This window comes from Paenibacillus sp. JJ-223, from assembly GCF_927798175.1.
Taxonomy (GTDB): Bacteria; Bacillota; Bacilli; order Paenibacillales; family Paenibacillaceae; genus Paenibacillus; species Paenibacillus hubeiensis.
Genome location: NZ_CAKMMP010000012.1, coordinates 197,246 through 212,401 on the forward strand (window position 1 = coordinate 197,246; position 15,156 = coordinate 212,401).

At 53.1% G+C, this 15,156-nt stretch carries 13 protein-coding genes; 4 read left to right on the forward strand and 9 right to left on the reverse strand.

Annotated elements, in window-relative coordinates:
* Positions 1–4: 4 nt before the first annotated feature.
* Both L6H98_RS20925 and L6H98_RS20930 read left to right on the forward strand, forming a co-directional pair.
* Positions 5–361, forward strand: coding sequence for a lipopolysaccharide assembly protein LapA domain-containing protein (locus L6H98_RS20925; protein WP_236418189.1), 357 nt, complete (start codon positions 5–7; stop codon positions 359–361).
* A 136-nt stretch (positions 362–497) separates the two neighbouring features.
* Entirely contained in the window at positions 498–1,538 is a 1,041-nt protein-coding gene (locus tag L6H98_RS20930; RefSeq protein WP_236418191.1) for a M42 family metallopeptidase, read from the forward strand.
* A gap of 339 nt (positions 1,539–1,877) precedes the next feature.
* Here L6H98_RS20930 and L6H98_RS20935 read toward each other — a convergent pair whose 3' ends face one another.
* The 9 genes from L6H98_RS20935 to hemE all read right to left on the reverse strand — a co-directional run bounded on the left by L6H98_RS20935 (position 1,878) and on the right by hemE (position 12,051).
* Positions 1,878–3,809 carry an ABC-F family ATP-binding cassette domain-containing protein gene (locus tag L6H98_RS20935; protein ID WP_236418193.1) on the reverse strand — a complete coding sequence of 644 codons (1,932 nt, stop codon included), beginning with the start codon at positions 3,807–3,809 and terminating at the stop codon, positions 1,878–1,880.
* Between the two features lie 49 nt (positions 3,810–3,858).
* A complete protein-coding gene (locus L6H98_RS20940; RefSeq protein ID WP_236418195.1) occupies positions 3,859–4,437 on the reverse strand; it encodes a TetR/AcrR family transcriptional regulator in 579 nt (192 codons plus the stop codon).
* 13 nt (positions 4,438–4,450) lie between these two features.
* Complete coding sequence (locus L6H98_RS20945) at positions 4,451–5,260, reverse strand: DUF92 domain-containing protein (RefSeq protein WP_236418205.1); 810 nt, start codon at positions 5,258–5,260, stop codon at positions 4,451–4,453.
* A 196-nt stretch (positions 5,261–5,456) separates the two neighbouring features.
* Positions 5,457–6,086 (reverse strand): fumarylacetoacetate hydrolase family protein, encoded by a 630-nt coding sequence (locus L6H98_RS20950; RefSeq protein WP_236418207.1) that lies wholly within the window; start codon positions 6,084–6,086, stop codon positions 5,457–5,459.
* Positions 6,087–6,130: 44 nt separating this feature from the next.
* Positions 6,131–6,883: a glycerophosphodiester phosphodiesterase family protein gene (locus L6H98_RS20955; RefSeq protein WP_236418208.1), complete on the reverse strand. Its 753-nt coding sequence runs from the start codon at positions 6,881–6,883 to the stop codon at positions 6,131–6,133.
* A 23-nt stretch (positions 6,884–6,906) separates the two neighbouring features.
* A complete protein-coding gene (locus tag L6H98_RS20960) occupies positions 6,907–8,355 on the reverse strand; it encodes a CapA family protein (protein ID WP_236418228.1) in 1,449 nt (482 codons plus the stop codon).
* A 264-nt stretch (positions 8,356–8,619) separates the two neighbouring features.
* Positions 8,620–10,044: a protoporphyrinogen oxidase gene (gene hemY / locus L6H98_RS20965; RefSeq protein WP_236418230.1), complete on the reverse strand. Its 1,425-nt coding sequence runs from the start codon at positions 10,042–10,044 to the stop codon at positions 8,620–8,622.
* The gene (gene hemH / locus L6H98_RS20970; protein ID WP_236418248.1) at positions 10,044–10,994 is read right to left on the reverse strand and encodes a ferrochelatase; all 951 of its coding nucleotides are present in this window, start codon (positions 10,992–10,994) and stop codon (positions 10,044–10,046) included. The genes hemY and hemH overlap by 1 nt, the downstream gene beginning before the upstream one ends.
* Positions 10,987–12,051: a uroporphyrinogen decarboxylase gene (gene hemE / locus L6H98_RS20975; protein ID WP_236418256.1), complete on the reverse strand. Its 1,065-nt coding sequence runs from the start codon at positions 12,049–12,051 to the stop codon at positions 10,987–10,989. The genes hemH and hemE overlap by 8 nt, the downstream gene beginning before the upstream one ends.
* Before the next feature lie 169 nt (positions 12,052–12,220).
* Here hemE and L6H98_RS20980 point away from each other — a divergent pair, with 169 nt between their 5' ends.
* Together L6H98_RS20980 and L6H98_RS20985 are read left to right on the forward strand one after the other, a co-directional pair.
* Positions 12,221–13,459, forward strand: coding sequence for an MFS transporter (locus L6H98_RS20980; RefSeq protein WP_236418258.1), 1,239 nt, complete (start codon positions 12,221–12,223; stop codon positions 13,457–13,459).
* Positions 13,460–13,907: 448 nt separating this feature from the next.
* A complete protein-coding gene (locus tag L6H98_RS20985; RefSeq protein ID WP_236418267.1) occupies positions 13,908–15,119 on the forward strand; it encodes an asparaginase in 1,212 nt (403 codons plus the stop codon).
* The last annotated feature ends 37 nt before the right edge of the window (positions 15,120–15,156 follow it).

Here is a 15,156-nt window from a genome sequence, read left to right on the forward strand (position 1 = left end):
CATCATGAAAATGCAATGGTCCCTCATTGCAGGTCTCGTTTTTGCATTATTAACCGGCATTTTTGCGGTGATTAACGTCAACGCCGTGAAGGTCAACCTGCTGTTCAACACGTTCCAGATTCCGTTGATTCTGCTCATTCTCGGCTGCACGCTGATCGGCGGCGTTATCGTGGGATCTTACGGCATTTACCGCCAATACCGGCTTCAGCGCGAAAACAAACAATTGAAGCTGCGCATTACCGAATTAGAACAATCTGCGGCGAGCCCATTCTCGCCTGATTCGTTTGCTTCCGCGGAACCATCTCAAACAGCTGCTCCGATCGGAACGGAGGAGCCAAATTCCTTGCATAAAAAGGAGTAGGGATTTAGAGCGGAACAATACATGGTAGCACTCGAAGCAGCCTGCCGGGTCTTTGGTGATGCACTGCATTTCCGCCTGCCAGGCTGTGTTTCTGTTTTATAAATTGTGAGTTTCAATGAAGGAGGACAAATGACCCATGCATCATACCATCGATGAATCATACGTATTGAATTTTTTGAAAACGTTGTTGGACACCCCTAGTCCCAGCGGTTATACCCATCATATTATCGATATGATCTGCAAGGAAGCCCAATCTCTAGGCATCGAATCCAAACTGAACAACAAAGGCGGCGCCATTCTGCGTTTGCCCGGGCAAGACAACAGCAAAACGATCGGCCTCAGCGCACACGTCGATACGTTGGGTGCCATGGTCCGCTCCATTACGTCCTACGGCACGCTCAAACTGACTTCGGTTGGCGGATTTACCATGCACAGCATCGAAAACGAATATTGCACGATCCATGCCCGTGACGGCAGAACGTATACAGGCACTATCCTTACGCTGCATCCTTCGGTCCATGTCTACCCTGACGCCCGCACGTTCGAGCGCAAGGAAAGCCATATGGAAGTACGCATCGACGAACTCGTGAACAACAAAGAGGACGTTCTCGCGCTCGGAATCGGCGTCGGGGATTTTATTTCCTTTGATGCCCGGGCCGTTATTACGCCAAGTGGTTACATCAAATCGAGACACCTGGATGACAAAGCCAGCGTGGCTGCACTGTTCGGCTTGTTGGAATCTTCCAAACGCGAGGGTTGGAAGCCGGCGCATGACGTTCTTTTGCTCATTTCGAACTATGAGGAAGTCGGTCATGGCGCCGCGCACATCCCAGCGGAGATCAGTGAAATGATCGCCGTTGATATGGGCGCCATGGGGGATGATCTGAGCTGCAAAGAAACCGACGTTTCGATCTGTGCCAAAGATTCTTCCGGGCCTTACGATTATGCCATGACAAGCCGTCTGATTGAATTGGCCAAAAAAGGCGGCCTGGATCATGCCGTCGACATTTATCCGGATTACGGTTCGGACGCCAGCGCAGCGCTCCGCGGCGGCAACAATATCCGCGCCGCACTCATCGGTCCAGGCGTTCATTCTTCCCATTCCATGGAGCGTACGCACAAAAATGCGGTACTGAACACGGCAAGGCTGCTAACGGCATATATCACAACCCCTTAAGCCCCATAATATCGCGACGATATACACCGCAAAAAAAAGGATGCCTACGGACTTTTCTTATTCCGTTGCGGCATCCTTTGCTTTTGGAAAAATAAATCGACACCACGCTGCGCATTCTCCCCCACGCACTCCTCATATCAAGTGTTTCAAATCAAGCCCTCCAGGTTGGAATAGACCCAGGGAAAAGGTACAAAATTTCTGCTGAGCGCCTTACTAGCGGACAATGCAAAAACACCTTCCTGCTCAGTGCGACAGCAAAGCCGCGCTTGATCAGAAAGGTGTTCATATCGGTTTATGCCCCGAACAGATGGCATCCTTGCTTCAAATTCGTGTCCGTGGTTACGATTTGCTCTGCTCGATCTGTTCTGCAAGTTCGTTCAGGTAGGTCCAGCGTTCCATCAATTGCTCCAAATGCCGTTCGGCTTCCGCCTGCTCGGCCATCAATTCCTGCAAACGGGCGGAATCGCTAAAAGCTTCTTCCATGGCCGTATTGATCCGCGCGATGTTGGCTTCCGCCTTTTCGATATGATCATCGATCTGTTCATATTCGCGCTGCTCCTTAAAGCTGAACTTCAGCTTCGGCTTGGACGCGGAAGCAGGCTTGACGTCAGCCGTTTCAGCTTGTGCCTTGGCACCGCCTGCGGCATTTTCCAATCCCGCCGGGGCCGGGACATTACGGGCCATCCATTCCGCGTATTCGCTGTAATCGCCCACATGCACCCGCACTACGCCCGCGCCTTCGAAGGCCAACACTTTATCGATGGTCCGATCCAGGAAATACCGATCATGGGATACGACAAATACGACGCCCGGGAAATCGTCCAGGTAATCCTCAAGCACGGCCAATGTCTGAATATCCAAATCATTGGTCGGCTCATCCAGCAGCAGTACGTTCGGCGCACCCATCAGCACGCGCAGCAAGTAGAGCCGCCGCTTCTCCCCGCCCGACAGGCGCGAAATCGGCGTCCACTGCGAGGCAGGAGGGAACAGGAAACGCTCCAGCATTTGCGAGGCGGTGATAACCGAACCATCGGCTGTTTTCACGTTCTCGGCCGCCTCCTTGATGTATTCAATCACGCGCAGGGATTCATTCATCTCCTGATGCTCCTGCGTGAAATAACCCAAGTTCACGGTTGGTCCGAGGACCACTTCGCCTTCATCCGGCTCCAGCTTGCCGGAAATCATCTGCAGCAAGGTAGACTTGCCGCTGCCGTTGGGGCCAATAATGCCCACCCGATCGCCGGGAACGGCAATGTAATTCAGGTCGCTGATCAGCTTGCGATCTCCGACCGATTTGGAGAGTTGCTCGATCTCCAGAATTTTTTTGCCCAACCGCGTGGAACCGACGGACACATCCATTGCCCCCGAACGCTGGATGCCCTGCTGGTCTTTCAATTGTTCGAAACGGTCGATCCGCGCCTTCTGTTTGGTCGTACGCGCCTTGGCACCGCGCCGAATCCATGCCAGCTCCGTGCGGAGCAGGTTTTGCCGCTTCTGCTCGGAAGCGATCTCACGCTCTTCGCGTTCAGCCTTCAGTTCCAAAAAACGGGTGTAGTTCGCCTCATAGCGGTACAAACGGCCATGGTCCAATTCCAGCATCACGTTCGCTACCCGGTCCAGGAAATAGCGATCATGCGTAATCATAAGCAGCGCGCCGCGCCGTTTCTGCAAATATTGTTCCAGCCATACCACCGAATCGTTATCGATATGGTTCGTCGGCTCGTCCAGAATCAACAGTTCGCAAGGATGAATAAGCGCGGAGGCCAATGCCACCCTTTTGCGCTGTCCACCGGACAAGGTCCCCATGCGTGCATCAAACTGCCGGATGCCCAATTTGGACAAAATGCTTTTGGCTTCGCTCTCCAACTGCCAGATCTGGAGCTGTTCCATCTGCTGGTTCAGTCGCAGCAGTCTTTCCTGCAAAGCCGTGTCGGAAGGATGAAGCTCCAGCAGCTCCATCGTTTCCGTGTAATCGCGCACGGTCTTCATCTCCGGGCTGTCACCCTCAAATACTTGCTGCAGCACCGTATTATCCGGGTTGAAGTCGGGATTTTGTGCCAAAAACTGAATGCGCACGTCATTGCCGATCGCGATCTGCCCTTCGTCGGGTTGTTCAATCCCGGCAATGACGCGCAAAAACGTAGATTTCCCCGTCCCGTTTACGCCGACAATGCCGATTTTGTCCTGGTCGTTCAAGCCGAATGAGGCATCCTTAAACAATATTTTTTCGCCATAGCTCTTGGAGATTTGCTCCACAGTCATTATATTCATGCTCGTTACCCACTTCTCCGTAAATTAGTTGATGGTGTCCCCGCTCCACTCATGCTTGCAAAAAAGAACGGCACCCATCCAGGAATAATGCTGCCGCAAACGCAATCCGTCTGTTCAGATCCTCTTCGCCGAACTCGGGATTCAGCATGATATCCATTTTCAGGCGGTCAAGAATGCCGATATAAGCTTCTGCCAGCAATACAGGGTCCGGCACGCCTGCCCGCTCCAGCACCTCGCGTACCACGCCCATGTACTCGCGCATGAACCCTTTCATGAACTGCATCAGATCCGGATCGTTGTTCGGGGCCATAAAAAACAGCTTGGTATGATTGCGGCGCTCATAATAATACGTCAGATGTGTTTCGGCAATGGCCCCAAGCTTGTCGCCCGTGCTTTCATGAGCTTCCAGCGCTCGGCCCAGCCGGCTGATGAATTCATTGCAGTCCCTTTTCGATACGGCCACAAATAATTGCTCTTTGCTTTTGAAATATAAATAAATCGTGCCTTTGGCGATCCCCGCCTCGTCCGCGATATCGGACATCTTGGTTTCGTAAAATCCCTTCGATCCAAATATCGTGTAAGCCGCATCCAAAATGGCTTCCGATTTGTCTCCCTGCACGCTGCTCAAAATGCAACTCCCCCTATAGCGCAAAAATGTTCCCTAATCCAATGGCCACGCCTGCACCGACAAGGGAACTGATTACGTTCACCAGATCGTTGCTCATCCATGACCAGCCTCGCGCTCGCACCGTATCATGCGCGCAATGCGTTCCAACCTCCACGTCGCGCCCACATACGGTGCAGCGATACATACGCTGCACGGTTGCTCCCAGATAGGAATCGGCAAAAGCCCCCGCAAGCCCGCCGACCAGTCCCGTACATATCCAGCCCAACACATGAGCATGTTCCATGCCGGCCATCCAGCCAAAGAAGGAGGCTCCCGCGCCGATCATGGCCCCGCCTGCAGCAGCAGCAGTGGTGCCAAGCATCGATACACCTCCGGAAGCTCCGGGTGTCAGCACCTTCCATGTCAGCACGGAACGAGGAGGCTTGCGGCTTAAACTACCCAGTTCAGTCGCCCAGGTATCGGAGGTAACGGTCGCCATGACACCGATGAACGCATACAACCAAGCCGGATGCGGATACAGCCAGTATGCAAGGCAAAGAATCATGCCGATGCCGCCATTGGCCATGACTTGTCCCGCGTCACGATTTCCCGTTTTGGCGTACGATTTCTCCAGCTCCTGCTTGCGATCCTTTCGATACTTCGAAAGCACCGTGGAAGTGATGAAAAACAGCAGCAGCGTACCAAACCAAAACAAGTTCCCCGCGCCGTAATAGATGGTTCCCATCATGACAGCCGCAAGCGCTCCCGACAGGGTAAGCGATTTTTTGGCATAGGCGGCGCCCGCTACAATAAAGGCGCACACGGCGCCGATGATCCAGTCCATATGTTCTCCTGTACGTCAGCATGCGTTAAATGCAACGGACGCTCTCCCATTTTAAAAGTTGATCAACAGTACACTGATTATAACACGGTTTCCCGTGATGCCGAAATGTTGATGAAATGCCGCAAAACCAAAAGGAGCGCCCTCGCGCTCCTTGCAGCTTTGTTCCCGTTATAGACAGATCACATGTTGGTGTCCTCTACTTCAATGCGATGGAACATTTGCCCACCGTTTGGCCATTCCAGCCCAATTCCAGCACGTCTCCTGCCGTCGTTGGTCCCACCCCTTCAGGTGTTCCGGTGAAGATCACATCACCAGCTCCCAGGCCATAATGATGGCCAACATAATCCACGATGTCCTGCAAGCTGAAAATCATGTTGCGGATGTTGCCGCGCTGCACCGTTTCCCCATTTTTGGTCAGCGTAAAGTCGCTTTCCAGCAAGTCTTTCACCCCAGGAAAAGGCTGAAAATCGGTAATCGGCGCCGAATTGCGGAACCCTTTGGCCGCCGTCCAAGGATGGCCTTTTTGTTTAATCTTGGACTGTACGTCCCGAAGCGTGAAATCAATGCCAAAAGCATAAGCATCGACAAGCTCATCTACCTTGACTCCCGGCTCGTAGCTGCTTCCGATGCGGATGACCAGCTCGGCCTCATAATGGATTTCACCTTTTCCGGCCGGCAGTTCAATGACCTCTTCAGTCATGGGGATGACCGCGTGGGAAGGTTTCATGAAAATCATCGGTTCGTCAGGAACGGCATTGCCCAGTTCTTCGGCATGAAGTTTATAATTGCGTCCTACACAGTATACGTTGCGAATATTTGTCAGCATGAATACAACCACCTTTGTCGGATTCGTTATGCAAAGCTTTGCCTCTAACGTTTGATAAACCGGTCATGCGAATCACGGAAAGCTACCTGCCACGCATGCACATCGTTCGTGCAGATCATCACTTCCGGATCGACCGCCGCGAGCTGCTGCATGACGGCCGGATCGTCCACCGTCCAAGCCATGACTTGGATGCCTCTGCTCCGCAAATCGTTCATCATGCTGCGATTGACATGGGAGTGTCCAATAGACAGAAAACTGCACTTCATTTCCTGCAAACGCTCGGGAAGATCGGCTGGATAGGCATCAATGATCAACCCGGTCCTAATCCCGGGGTCAATCTCCTTTGCTTTGATCAAAGCCGTCGGTTCGAAGGAGGTCAAAACAACGTCGTTCTGCATATGACGCTTCTTCACCTCTCGAATGACCGCTTCCGGCAAATCGGGGTACATGTTCCCTACCGTCTTCAATTCGATATTGAGCCGTACTTTGCCGCAGCAGCGATCCAGCACTTCCGCCAAAGTCGGTATGCGCTCCCCTGCGTATTGTTTGCTTTTCCATGATCCGGCATCAAGCGATGCCATAGTGGAACGATCTGTCTCCCGGACCAAACCTTCGCCATTTGTCGTACGTTCCAACGAAAAATCATGAATGACGACGGGAACATCATCGCGCGACATTTGAACATCCAGCTCGATCCATTGCACTTGCGGCTGCTCCATGGCCAGCAAAAAGGCCGCCATCGTGTTTTCGGGCGCTACCGAGGAGTATCCGCGGTGCGCGACACATATGTTTTTCACTAGGTTTCCCCCTAAAATGATAGTCATTTCGTCACAGCTGCTCCGTTTGGTTCAAAACGGATGCCAGGAGAAAGCGTGGTCATCTGTTCCAGAAGCAACCGTGCAGCGTCGGCTTCCATCGGAATGGCTTGCCCCAGCCCTGCTTCATAAGGCACCACTTTCATGCTGCATTTGGCATCCGCGCTGCAGCGCGCCTGGAAGACAGCCGTCTTCCAGGTCTCCTCCGTGGTCGATCTTGAAAAAATGAAATTGCCTGTACTGTAAGCGATCCATTTGCCCTTGTACAGCTCGACGCCTTGCAGTACATGAGGGTGTCCCCCGATGATCAGATCCGCGCCAGCGTCAACGAATTCATGAGCCAGTCTCGTCTGGTCACTGTTGGGGGTGCTTACACGTTCCTCTCCCCAATGGGCGACCACAATGACCAAATCGGCATGCTTGCGGGCCTTCTTGATTGCATTTACAGCCGCGGCCGAGCTGTAAGCTTCTGCAACGCCAGCCCGGTTTCCTTCGGCTTTCCAACTCGTTTCCGGAACGACCCTGCTGAAACCAAGCAGGGCAATCTTCATTCCTTTGCGTTCCATGTATACAGGAGCATACGCCTCGTCCTGATTCATGCCCGCGCCGACATGTTCGATGCCATACTCCTTGAGATAGGTGAGCGTATCCACCAAACCTTCCACGCCCTGATCCAAAATGTGATTGTTGGCCAGGTTTACGGCGTCAAATCCAGCAGCGACCATTGCGGCAAGCGCTTTGGGTGAAGATTTGTACACAAAGGTTTTGTTGGCAGCCCCGGTTCCGCCAAGCGTAACAGGGGTTTCCAAATTGCCGATGGTCAGGTCGTCTTCCTTAAACATGCCTCCAAGTTGAGCAAAGGCATAGTCATAGCCGTTTTTATCGAGGACTTCCGCTACCTTGCCCGAAAATTGCATATCTCCGACAATATTAATAATGACATCACCGGAGGTACCCGAAGGCTGAGGCGCAACAACGCTGCTACCCGAAGACTTATCGTTGTCCTGAGCAGCCGAAGTGTTGGATGACGCAGGCTTCTCTGGCTTTTCCGGCTGTTTCGCAGGTTGGTCTGTCTTGACGGCCTCGGAAGTTCCGGATGCATTCGCAGGCTCTGAACCTTGCTTCCCTCCACTTGCAGCAGGGGATTCCTGATGGTCAGGCTGAGGCGTTTGGTCAGGCTCTTCATCCAACGTTCCGCCAGTTACCGGTTTTGCATCTGATTCACCAGCAGGTTGGTTCTCCTCGGTATTGTCGCGATCCGCCGGAACCTCACTTACAATCTCATCTTGCGGGTTTGTGCCTGCCTGCCGCTCCTTCATCCCGAGAATATAGTAGAGCGAGACCAGAATGATACAGACAAAAAGCAGCAGATTAATGCTCCAGACTACCTTTTGCGGGCTTATGCGCTTTCGCTTTTTCTTCCTTGCACCTCGTTCGGATCTTGGGGGATACATAGACCACCTCTTCTATTCCATTTCAACCCAATCGCTATCATTATATAAGAAAAATAATTATCGATGCACTCTCTAAGTAGACAGACCGCCTTTAGCAGAAATTTTTCTTGCGATTATGGCCTTCAACTTCGCTCACACCCGCGAAATTCCATAATCTAAAGAAAAATAACTATCGATGCACTCTCTAAGTAGACAGACCGCCTGAAAAAAAGAGGCCGTCTCCACGTATCCATTTCAACGTTCGAGACAGCCCCATGATGAATGTTACAACGCCGCAAGCGCGGCTGCAGCCTGCATGGACATTTCCTTCGCCTGTTTGATGCAATCCGGCAAACCAACGCCTTCATACGCAGCCCCGGCAACATAAACGCCCGGCAATTTGTCGCCGAGTTCCTGCCGAAGCGCCGCAATATGCTGCAGATGCCCGACCGGATACTGCGGCATCGATTTGCGAAGCCGCGTAATTTCTGTGAAGAGCGGAACGGCATCAACCCCCATCGTCTCATGTAAATCCTTGAGCACGAGGTCAGTCAGCACGTCATCCAGAAGCTCCACGTTCTGTTCGTCGCCGGAACGGCCGACATAGCAGCGAAGCAGCACTTTGTCATCCGGACTTGTATGCAGCCACTTTGTCGAAGTCCACGTGCATGCCGTGATGTTGCGCCCTTCCTTGCGCGGCACGAGAAATCCCGAGCCGTCGAAGACGTGCTCCACGTCCTTTTTCTGGAATGCGAGCACCACATTGGCCACGGACACATAATTGATGGCATCGAGCGCGGAGGTATCCACATGGGGTTTCAACAGCGGCGCTGCCGCAAAAGCCGGCACGGTGACAATGATATCTTCGGCAGCCAGCGACTCCCCGTTATCCAGATGGACCCGGTATCTTGCCTCTCCCTCGTCGTGCTTCTCAAAAGATTGCACTCCGGTGTTCAGCAGCTGCTTCACGTCATGCAGATCATGAACAAGCGCGTGAACAAGGCTTTGCAGCCCCTGACGAAACGTAAGAAACGCACTTCTTTTCGTTCCCGTATGGGTCTCTGCCGGCTTGCGTCCGGTCATCATGCCGCGAATCAGGCTGCCGTAATCCCGCTCCACCGCGCCGAATTGCGGAAAGGTGGCCTGAAGGCTCAGCTTGCGCATATCCCCGGCATAAATGCCGGCCAAGAGCGGTTCGGTCAGGTTCTCCAGCACCTCCGGCCCAAGCCTGCGCTCGATCATGTACCCGAGCGACTCATCCTCTGACGATCGACGCGGCGGGATGAAGAAATCCATCAATGCGCGCAGCTTGCCTTGTGGAGACACCAACCCGCTTCGCAGAAACGGCGCCAGTTCCGTAGGTATGCCAAGCACCAGTCCCGCAGGCATCGGATGCAGCTTGCCGCGCTGCATAATGTAGGTTTTTTTGGATTCCGGATTTTGGCTGACCAGTTCATGGTCGATTTCCAGTTCCTTGGCCAGATCGACCATAGCCGTTTTGCGGGCCAAGAAGGAATCCGGGCCTTTCTCGATCACGAAACCGTCACGATGAAGCGTCTGAATCATACCGCCCATGGACGAGCTTTTTTCCACAAGCGTAATTTGGGCCTCTACCCCTGCTTCCCGGTAATGTTTCCGGATGTAAAATGCCGCGCTGAGGCCGGTCAACCCGCCGCCGATGACTACGACACGCCGTTTCTTATCAACCATTACGCATCTGTTCCTTGCTGCCATCGGCCTATAATTACATCGCTGAGCGTTTCCATGTACAGAGGATCACTGTTCAGCGAATCAATGCGCATCAAACGTATGTCGATTTCCTTGGCGATCGTTTTGGCTTCAATATCCAGATCATAGAGCACTTCCAAATGATCGGACACGAATCCGACGGGTGCCACCAGCACGTCCTCCACCTGCTCGCGCGCCAGATTCTGAAGCGTGTCCAGAATGTCCGGTCCCAACCACGGCTCTGCGGTTCTTCCCGCACTCTGCCATGTGAACTGCCAATTGCTGATCCCCGTGCGGGAAGCGATCGCTTCCGATGTCTCCAGCAGCTGCTGCGGATAAGGATCGCCCATGCCGACGATCCGTTCGGGCAGACTGTGTGCGCTGAACAGGACCCGAACCTCCCCGCGTTTTGCGCCAGCTTCCTCAAACGCATCCAGCTTGGCATTGACACGGCTCGCAAAAGCCTGAATCAACTTCGGATGCAGATGATAACTTTCGACGAAAGACATCTGAATGCCGAGCTCCTCCGCCTTCTCGCGGGCACGCTTAATGTAGCTGCCCACACTCATCGTGGAATAGTGTGGAGCAAGCACGATGCCAACCGCCGTCCGGATGCCGTCCTTGGCCATCTGTTCAACGCCGTCCTCGATGAACGGGCGGGCATGCTTCAATCCCTGATAACAACGGAATTCCACCTCTGTTGTGCGCTCATCCCGGTTCAATGTTTCCTGCAGGGCCTTCACTTGGTTGTCCGTGTTTTCCCTGAGCGGGAACACACCGCCGACAATGGCCTCATACCGATCCGTCAATTCTTTCAATTGCTCCGGCTCAGGAGGACGCCCGCGGCGAATATGCGTGTAGTACGCTTCGATGCCTTCCATGCTCTCCGGTGTGCCATAAGACATCACCAGTACGCCTACTGTATTAGTCATTGGTAACTTTCACTCCCATTCTCAATGCTTCAGCAGAATATTCGTGAATATACGCCGTCAATTCTTTCAATTTATCAAGCGAGGCTTCCGGGAACAATCCATGACCCAGATTGAAAATATAGCCCGGCTCCTTAACGCCTTCGTCGATGATCGCTTTGGCCTGCTGCTTGATGACATCCATCGGCGCGGTCAGCACGTACGGGTCAAGGTTGCCTTGCACGGCAAACTTGCCCCCCAGTCTCTTGCGTCCTTCGGAGATGGATACCCGCCAATCCAATCCAATGACGTTCGCCTGCAGTTCAAGCAGCGCGGGCAGCAATTCTCCCGAAGCAACGCCAGGGAAATAAATTTTGGGTACATTCAAATCCGACAATTCGGCAAAGATACGGGTAATGGTTGGCAGGACATAGGTTTTGAAGTCAATCGGTGAAAGCGCGCCTACCCAGCTGTCGAACAACTGGAACGCTTTGCCGCCGCTGCCGATATGGGCTCGTACATATGTAATGACCATGTCGCCCAGCTTCTGCATCAGCCGATGCCATACTTCAGGCTCGCTGTACATCAACGTTTTGGTGCGAATATATCCTTTGGACGGCCTGCCTTCGATCAGATAGCTGGCGATCGTAAACGGCGCACCCGCAAACGTAATCAAAGGAACATCCAGCTCTTTGTCCAGAATCCGGATCGTCTCTAATATATGGGACAAATCCCCCTCCACGTCGATGGGACGAAGCCGATCCACGTCCGCAGCGCTGCGGATGGGATTATCGATGACGGGACCGATGTTTTTGACAATATCGAAATCAATGCCGATTGACGCAACCGGATTCATAATATCGGAATACAAAATAGCCGCATCCACGCCGAGTTTGCGTACCGGCATTAGGGTCACTTCAGCAGCCAGCTCGGGCTGGCGGCAAATTTCAAGCAATGAATATTTCTCTTTGATCTTGCGGTAATCGGGATCGTAACGCCCAGCCTGACGCATGTACCACACCGGAACACGGTCCACCTGCTGTCCGAAGCTCGCCCGAATCAGACGGTCATTATAGCTCATTGTTAAGATGCCTCCAACTCGTTTTGGACTCATAACTACCATTATGCCCTTTTTGAAGACCAGTAACAACCACGTCTGGATGACAATACTATGACATTCCTTACATCCCGATGCCCATATGCCAATTATGGTATAATAAAAGAATCGTGTTTTTTTAGGTGTTTCAGAAATGATCCAGAAAGGAGTGAAAAGCACTTTGAAAACCTGGAAAGTAAACCTCATCGTGCTTTGGTTCGGGCAATTTCTGGCCAACTCCGGTATGACCATGATCACCCCGTTTTTGTCCCTTTATTTGGCACAAGACCTCGGCGTGGTAGGCGAGCATGAAATCGGCATCTGGGCGGGGATCATCTTTGCGGCCAATTTCCTGACCTCCTTTTTGTTCCAGCCCCTGTGGGGCAAGCTGTCGGACAAATACGGCCGCAAAATCATGCTGCTGCGTTCGGGCTTCGGCATGGCGATCGTCATCGGCTTGATGGGACTCGCGCAAAGCCCGTGGCAGCTGCTGCTATTGCGCCTGTTGAACGGCACGATTTCGGGCTTCAACCCGGCCGCCGTATCGCTGATCTCAAGCACGACACCAAAAGACCGCATGGGCTTCGCCATGGGGATCAGCCAGTCCGGCCAGGTCGCCGGCACGATTCTCGGCCCGCTGATCGGCGGTTTGCTGGCGGACCAAGTCGGCTTCCGTCCGATTTTCTACATTACGGGCGGACTGATCTTTACGGCCTCGATGCTGGCCCTGTTTTTCGTTAGGGAGACATTCGACCGCGAAAAAGCGGCCAAGCTGCCAGAGCAATCGGTCCTGTCCGGTTTGAAAGAGCTGAACAAGTTTCCGCAGCTCCCTGCATTGTTCGCCGTAACGTTCCTGCTTCAGTTCGCCATGATCAGTCCGATGTCTCTGCTGCCGCTGTACGTGCAGAAGCTTCACGCGTCCGACGTCAACGTAGCGTTCTGGGCAGGGTTGGTCGGTGCCGTGACCGGGATGTCCAACATGGCGATGTCGCCCGTGCTCGGCAAGCTCAGCGACAAGATCGGGGCCCACAAGGTGTTGACCTTTTCACTCATCGGCACGGGCCTCATGTTGATTCCGCAGGCCTTTGTACAGACGGTATGGCAGCTCATCCTTGTACGCTTCGTCATGGGTGTGTTCATGGGCGGCCTGCTGCCAAGCGTCAATGCGCTGATCCGTTCCTATTCGCCGGAAGGCATGATCAGCCGTGCATTCAGCTTCAATACGAGCACGCTTGCACTGGGCAACATGCTCGGCGCCGTGTTCGGCGGTTTCCTGGCCGGCTTTATCGGAATCGAAGGACTTTTCATTTTGTCGGGCGCCCTATTGTTGCTGAATATGATCTGGGTCCGATTCAAGCTGTACGGCAAGCCAGCATCCCTGCGTGATCATTGAGATGTAGCTTCCCCGGGCCACGAATCCCACATGCAGCTTCTCTCCGAGCTTCCTTTACAGGAAGACTTGGAGGGGAGCTCTTTTTTTTCAAAGGAATGTCCTGCATCCGCCCGTTATATACGAAGCTACGATGACCAATAATCGGCCCAACCTCTCTGAGTTTATCGATAGACGATTTCATTTCTCGCCTATACCGATCATGACAGCACAACCCCAAGCCTATTATGGAATATTATATGACATGCACAAGGATGAAAACCCAATCATTCCAACGTCGTATTTTTCCTCAAAATTTCAAATAAATATGCAATATACTCTTTCAATCTTTCAATTTAACCGCTTTCCTTATGAAATCTTTCGTTTGTCATATTTTCTAACACATAATACAATAACCCTACAATCATTACATAATACCTCACACACCATTGACCTGAAGGAGCGTGTTACTATGACAAAACGTTCAAATCTTCGCCCTTGGGCTGTATGGAGCACAGCCGCTTTGACAGCACTGACCATCTCCTTATCCCCAATCGGAACTTACGCAGCCTCTGCCGCAATCGTCGAAACGAGCGGTACGACGGCTCCCGTGCAGACGACATCGTCCACGCCGGCGCGCAACACAACCATTCCTCCTGTCACTGATGCCGCCAAACAATCCCAGCTGCCTAACGTTCTCGTCATCGGTACAGGGGGAACCATCGCCGGCCAGTCCAAGGACGAAACCAGCTTTCAAAACTACAAAGCCGGTACGCTGGCCATAGCCGATATGGTGGATTCACTGCCCGATAAACAGAAGATCGCGGATGTCAATACGCTCCAGTTCGGCAATTCCGGTTCAGGCTCCTATACCATGGCCGATCTCTATGATCTCTCGCAATCCGTAGACGAAGCGCTCAAACAATATGACGGCGTTGTCGTCACGACAGGAACGGATACCATGGAGGAAATCGCCTATTTCCTCGATTTGACGGTCCAAAGCGACAAACCGGTAGTGATCACCGGATCGATGCGGCCATGGACGGTGATTGGTTCCGATGCGCAGGCCAACTTGTACAATGCCATCAAATTGTCCGCGAGCGGTCGCACCACTTCCTTCGGCACCGTGCTCATGTTGAATGACACCATTCAACTGGCACGCGGCGTAACCAAAACGAACGACTATCGCACAGACACCTTTGAAACCCCGATGCTTGGGGCCGTCGGTTACATCGATGAAGACAACATTCGCATCTACCGCGCACCTTCGCGGGCCATGCAGCCTTCCGGGGCAGCCAAACCGGTCTTCGATCTGAGCAAAATCAAAAAATCCGACCTCGCCAAGGTCGAGATCGCGATCTCTTACCAGGAAGCCGGAGGAGAAGCCATCGAAGGCTTCGTTAAAGGCGGAGCCAAGGGCATCGTAACGTCAGGCACCGGCGCAGGCGGCATTTCAAAAGCGATGGGTCAAGCACGCACCAAAGCGATCGAAGAAGGCGTCGTTTTCGTGACGACAACCCGTACAGGCTCGGGAAGCGTATACGGGGGCAGCGACGGCATCATCGCCGGAGACAACCTTAGCCCGCAGCAGGCTCGGATCTTGCTGATGCTCTCCCTCTCGTTCAGCAGCGATTTCGATACGATCAAGAAATGGTTCGAAACCTACGGAACGCCTGAAGTATAATAAGGATACGCCGATTCCGGCCAACCCATAGACGATC

What these genes read in the sequence shown, in the direction of transcription:
- L6H98_RS20980 (WP_236418258.1), top strand. Translation starts at nt 12,221, where the DNA reads ATGATCCAGAAAGGAGTGAAAAGCACTTTGAAAACCTGGAAAGTAAAC.
- L6H98_RS20925 (WP_236418189.1), top strand. Translation starts at nt 5, where the DNA reads ATGAAAATGCAATGGTCCCTCATTGCAGGTCTCGTTTTTGCATTATTA.
- hemY (WP_236418230.1), bottom strand. Translation starts at nt 10,044, where the DNA reads ATGGTTGATAAGAAACGGCGTGTCGTAGTCATCGGCGGCGGGTTGACC.
- L6H98_RS20950 (WP_236418207.1), bottom strand. Translation starts at nt 6,086, where the DNA reads ATGCTGACAAATATTCGCAACGTATACTGTGTAGGACGCAATTATAAA.
- hemE (WP_236418256.1), bottom strand. Translation starts at nt 12,051, where the DNA reads ATGAGCTATAATGACCGTCTGATTCGGGCGAGCTTCGGACAGCAGGTG.
- L6H98_RS20945 (WP_236418205.1), bottom strand. Translation starts at nt 5,260, where the DNA reads ATGGACTGGATCATCGGCGCCGTGTGCGCCTTTATTGTAGCGGGCGCC.
- hemH (WP_236418248.1), bottom strand. Translation starts at nt 10,994, where the DNA reads ATGACTAATACAGTAGGCGTACTGGTGATGTCTTATGGCACACCGGAG.
- L6H98_RS20930 (WP_236418191.1), top strand. Translation starts at nt 498, where the DNA reads ATGCATCATACCATCGATGAATCATACGTATTGAATTTTTTGAAAACG.
- L6H98_RS20985 (WP_236418267.1), top strand. Translation starts at nt 13,908, where the DNA reads ATGACAAAACGTTCAAATCTTCGCCCTTGGGCTGTATGGAGCACAGCC.
- L6H98_RS20935 (WP_236418193.1), bottom strand. Translation starts at nt 3,809, where the DNA reads ATGAATATAATGACTGTGGAGCAAATCTCCAAGAGCTATGGCGAAAAA.
- L6H98_RS20960 (WP_236418228.1), bottom strand. Translation starts at nt 8,355, where the DNA reads ATGTATCCCCCAAGATCCGAACGAGGTGCAAGGAAGAAAAAGCGAAAG.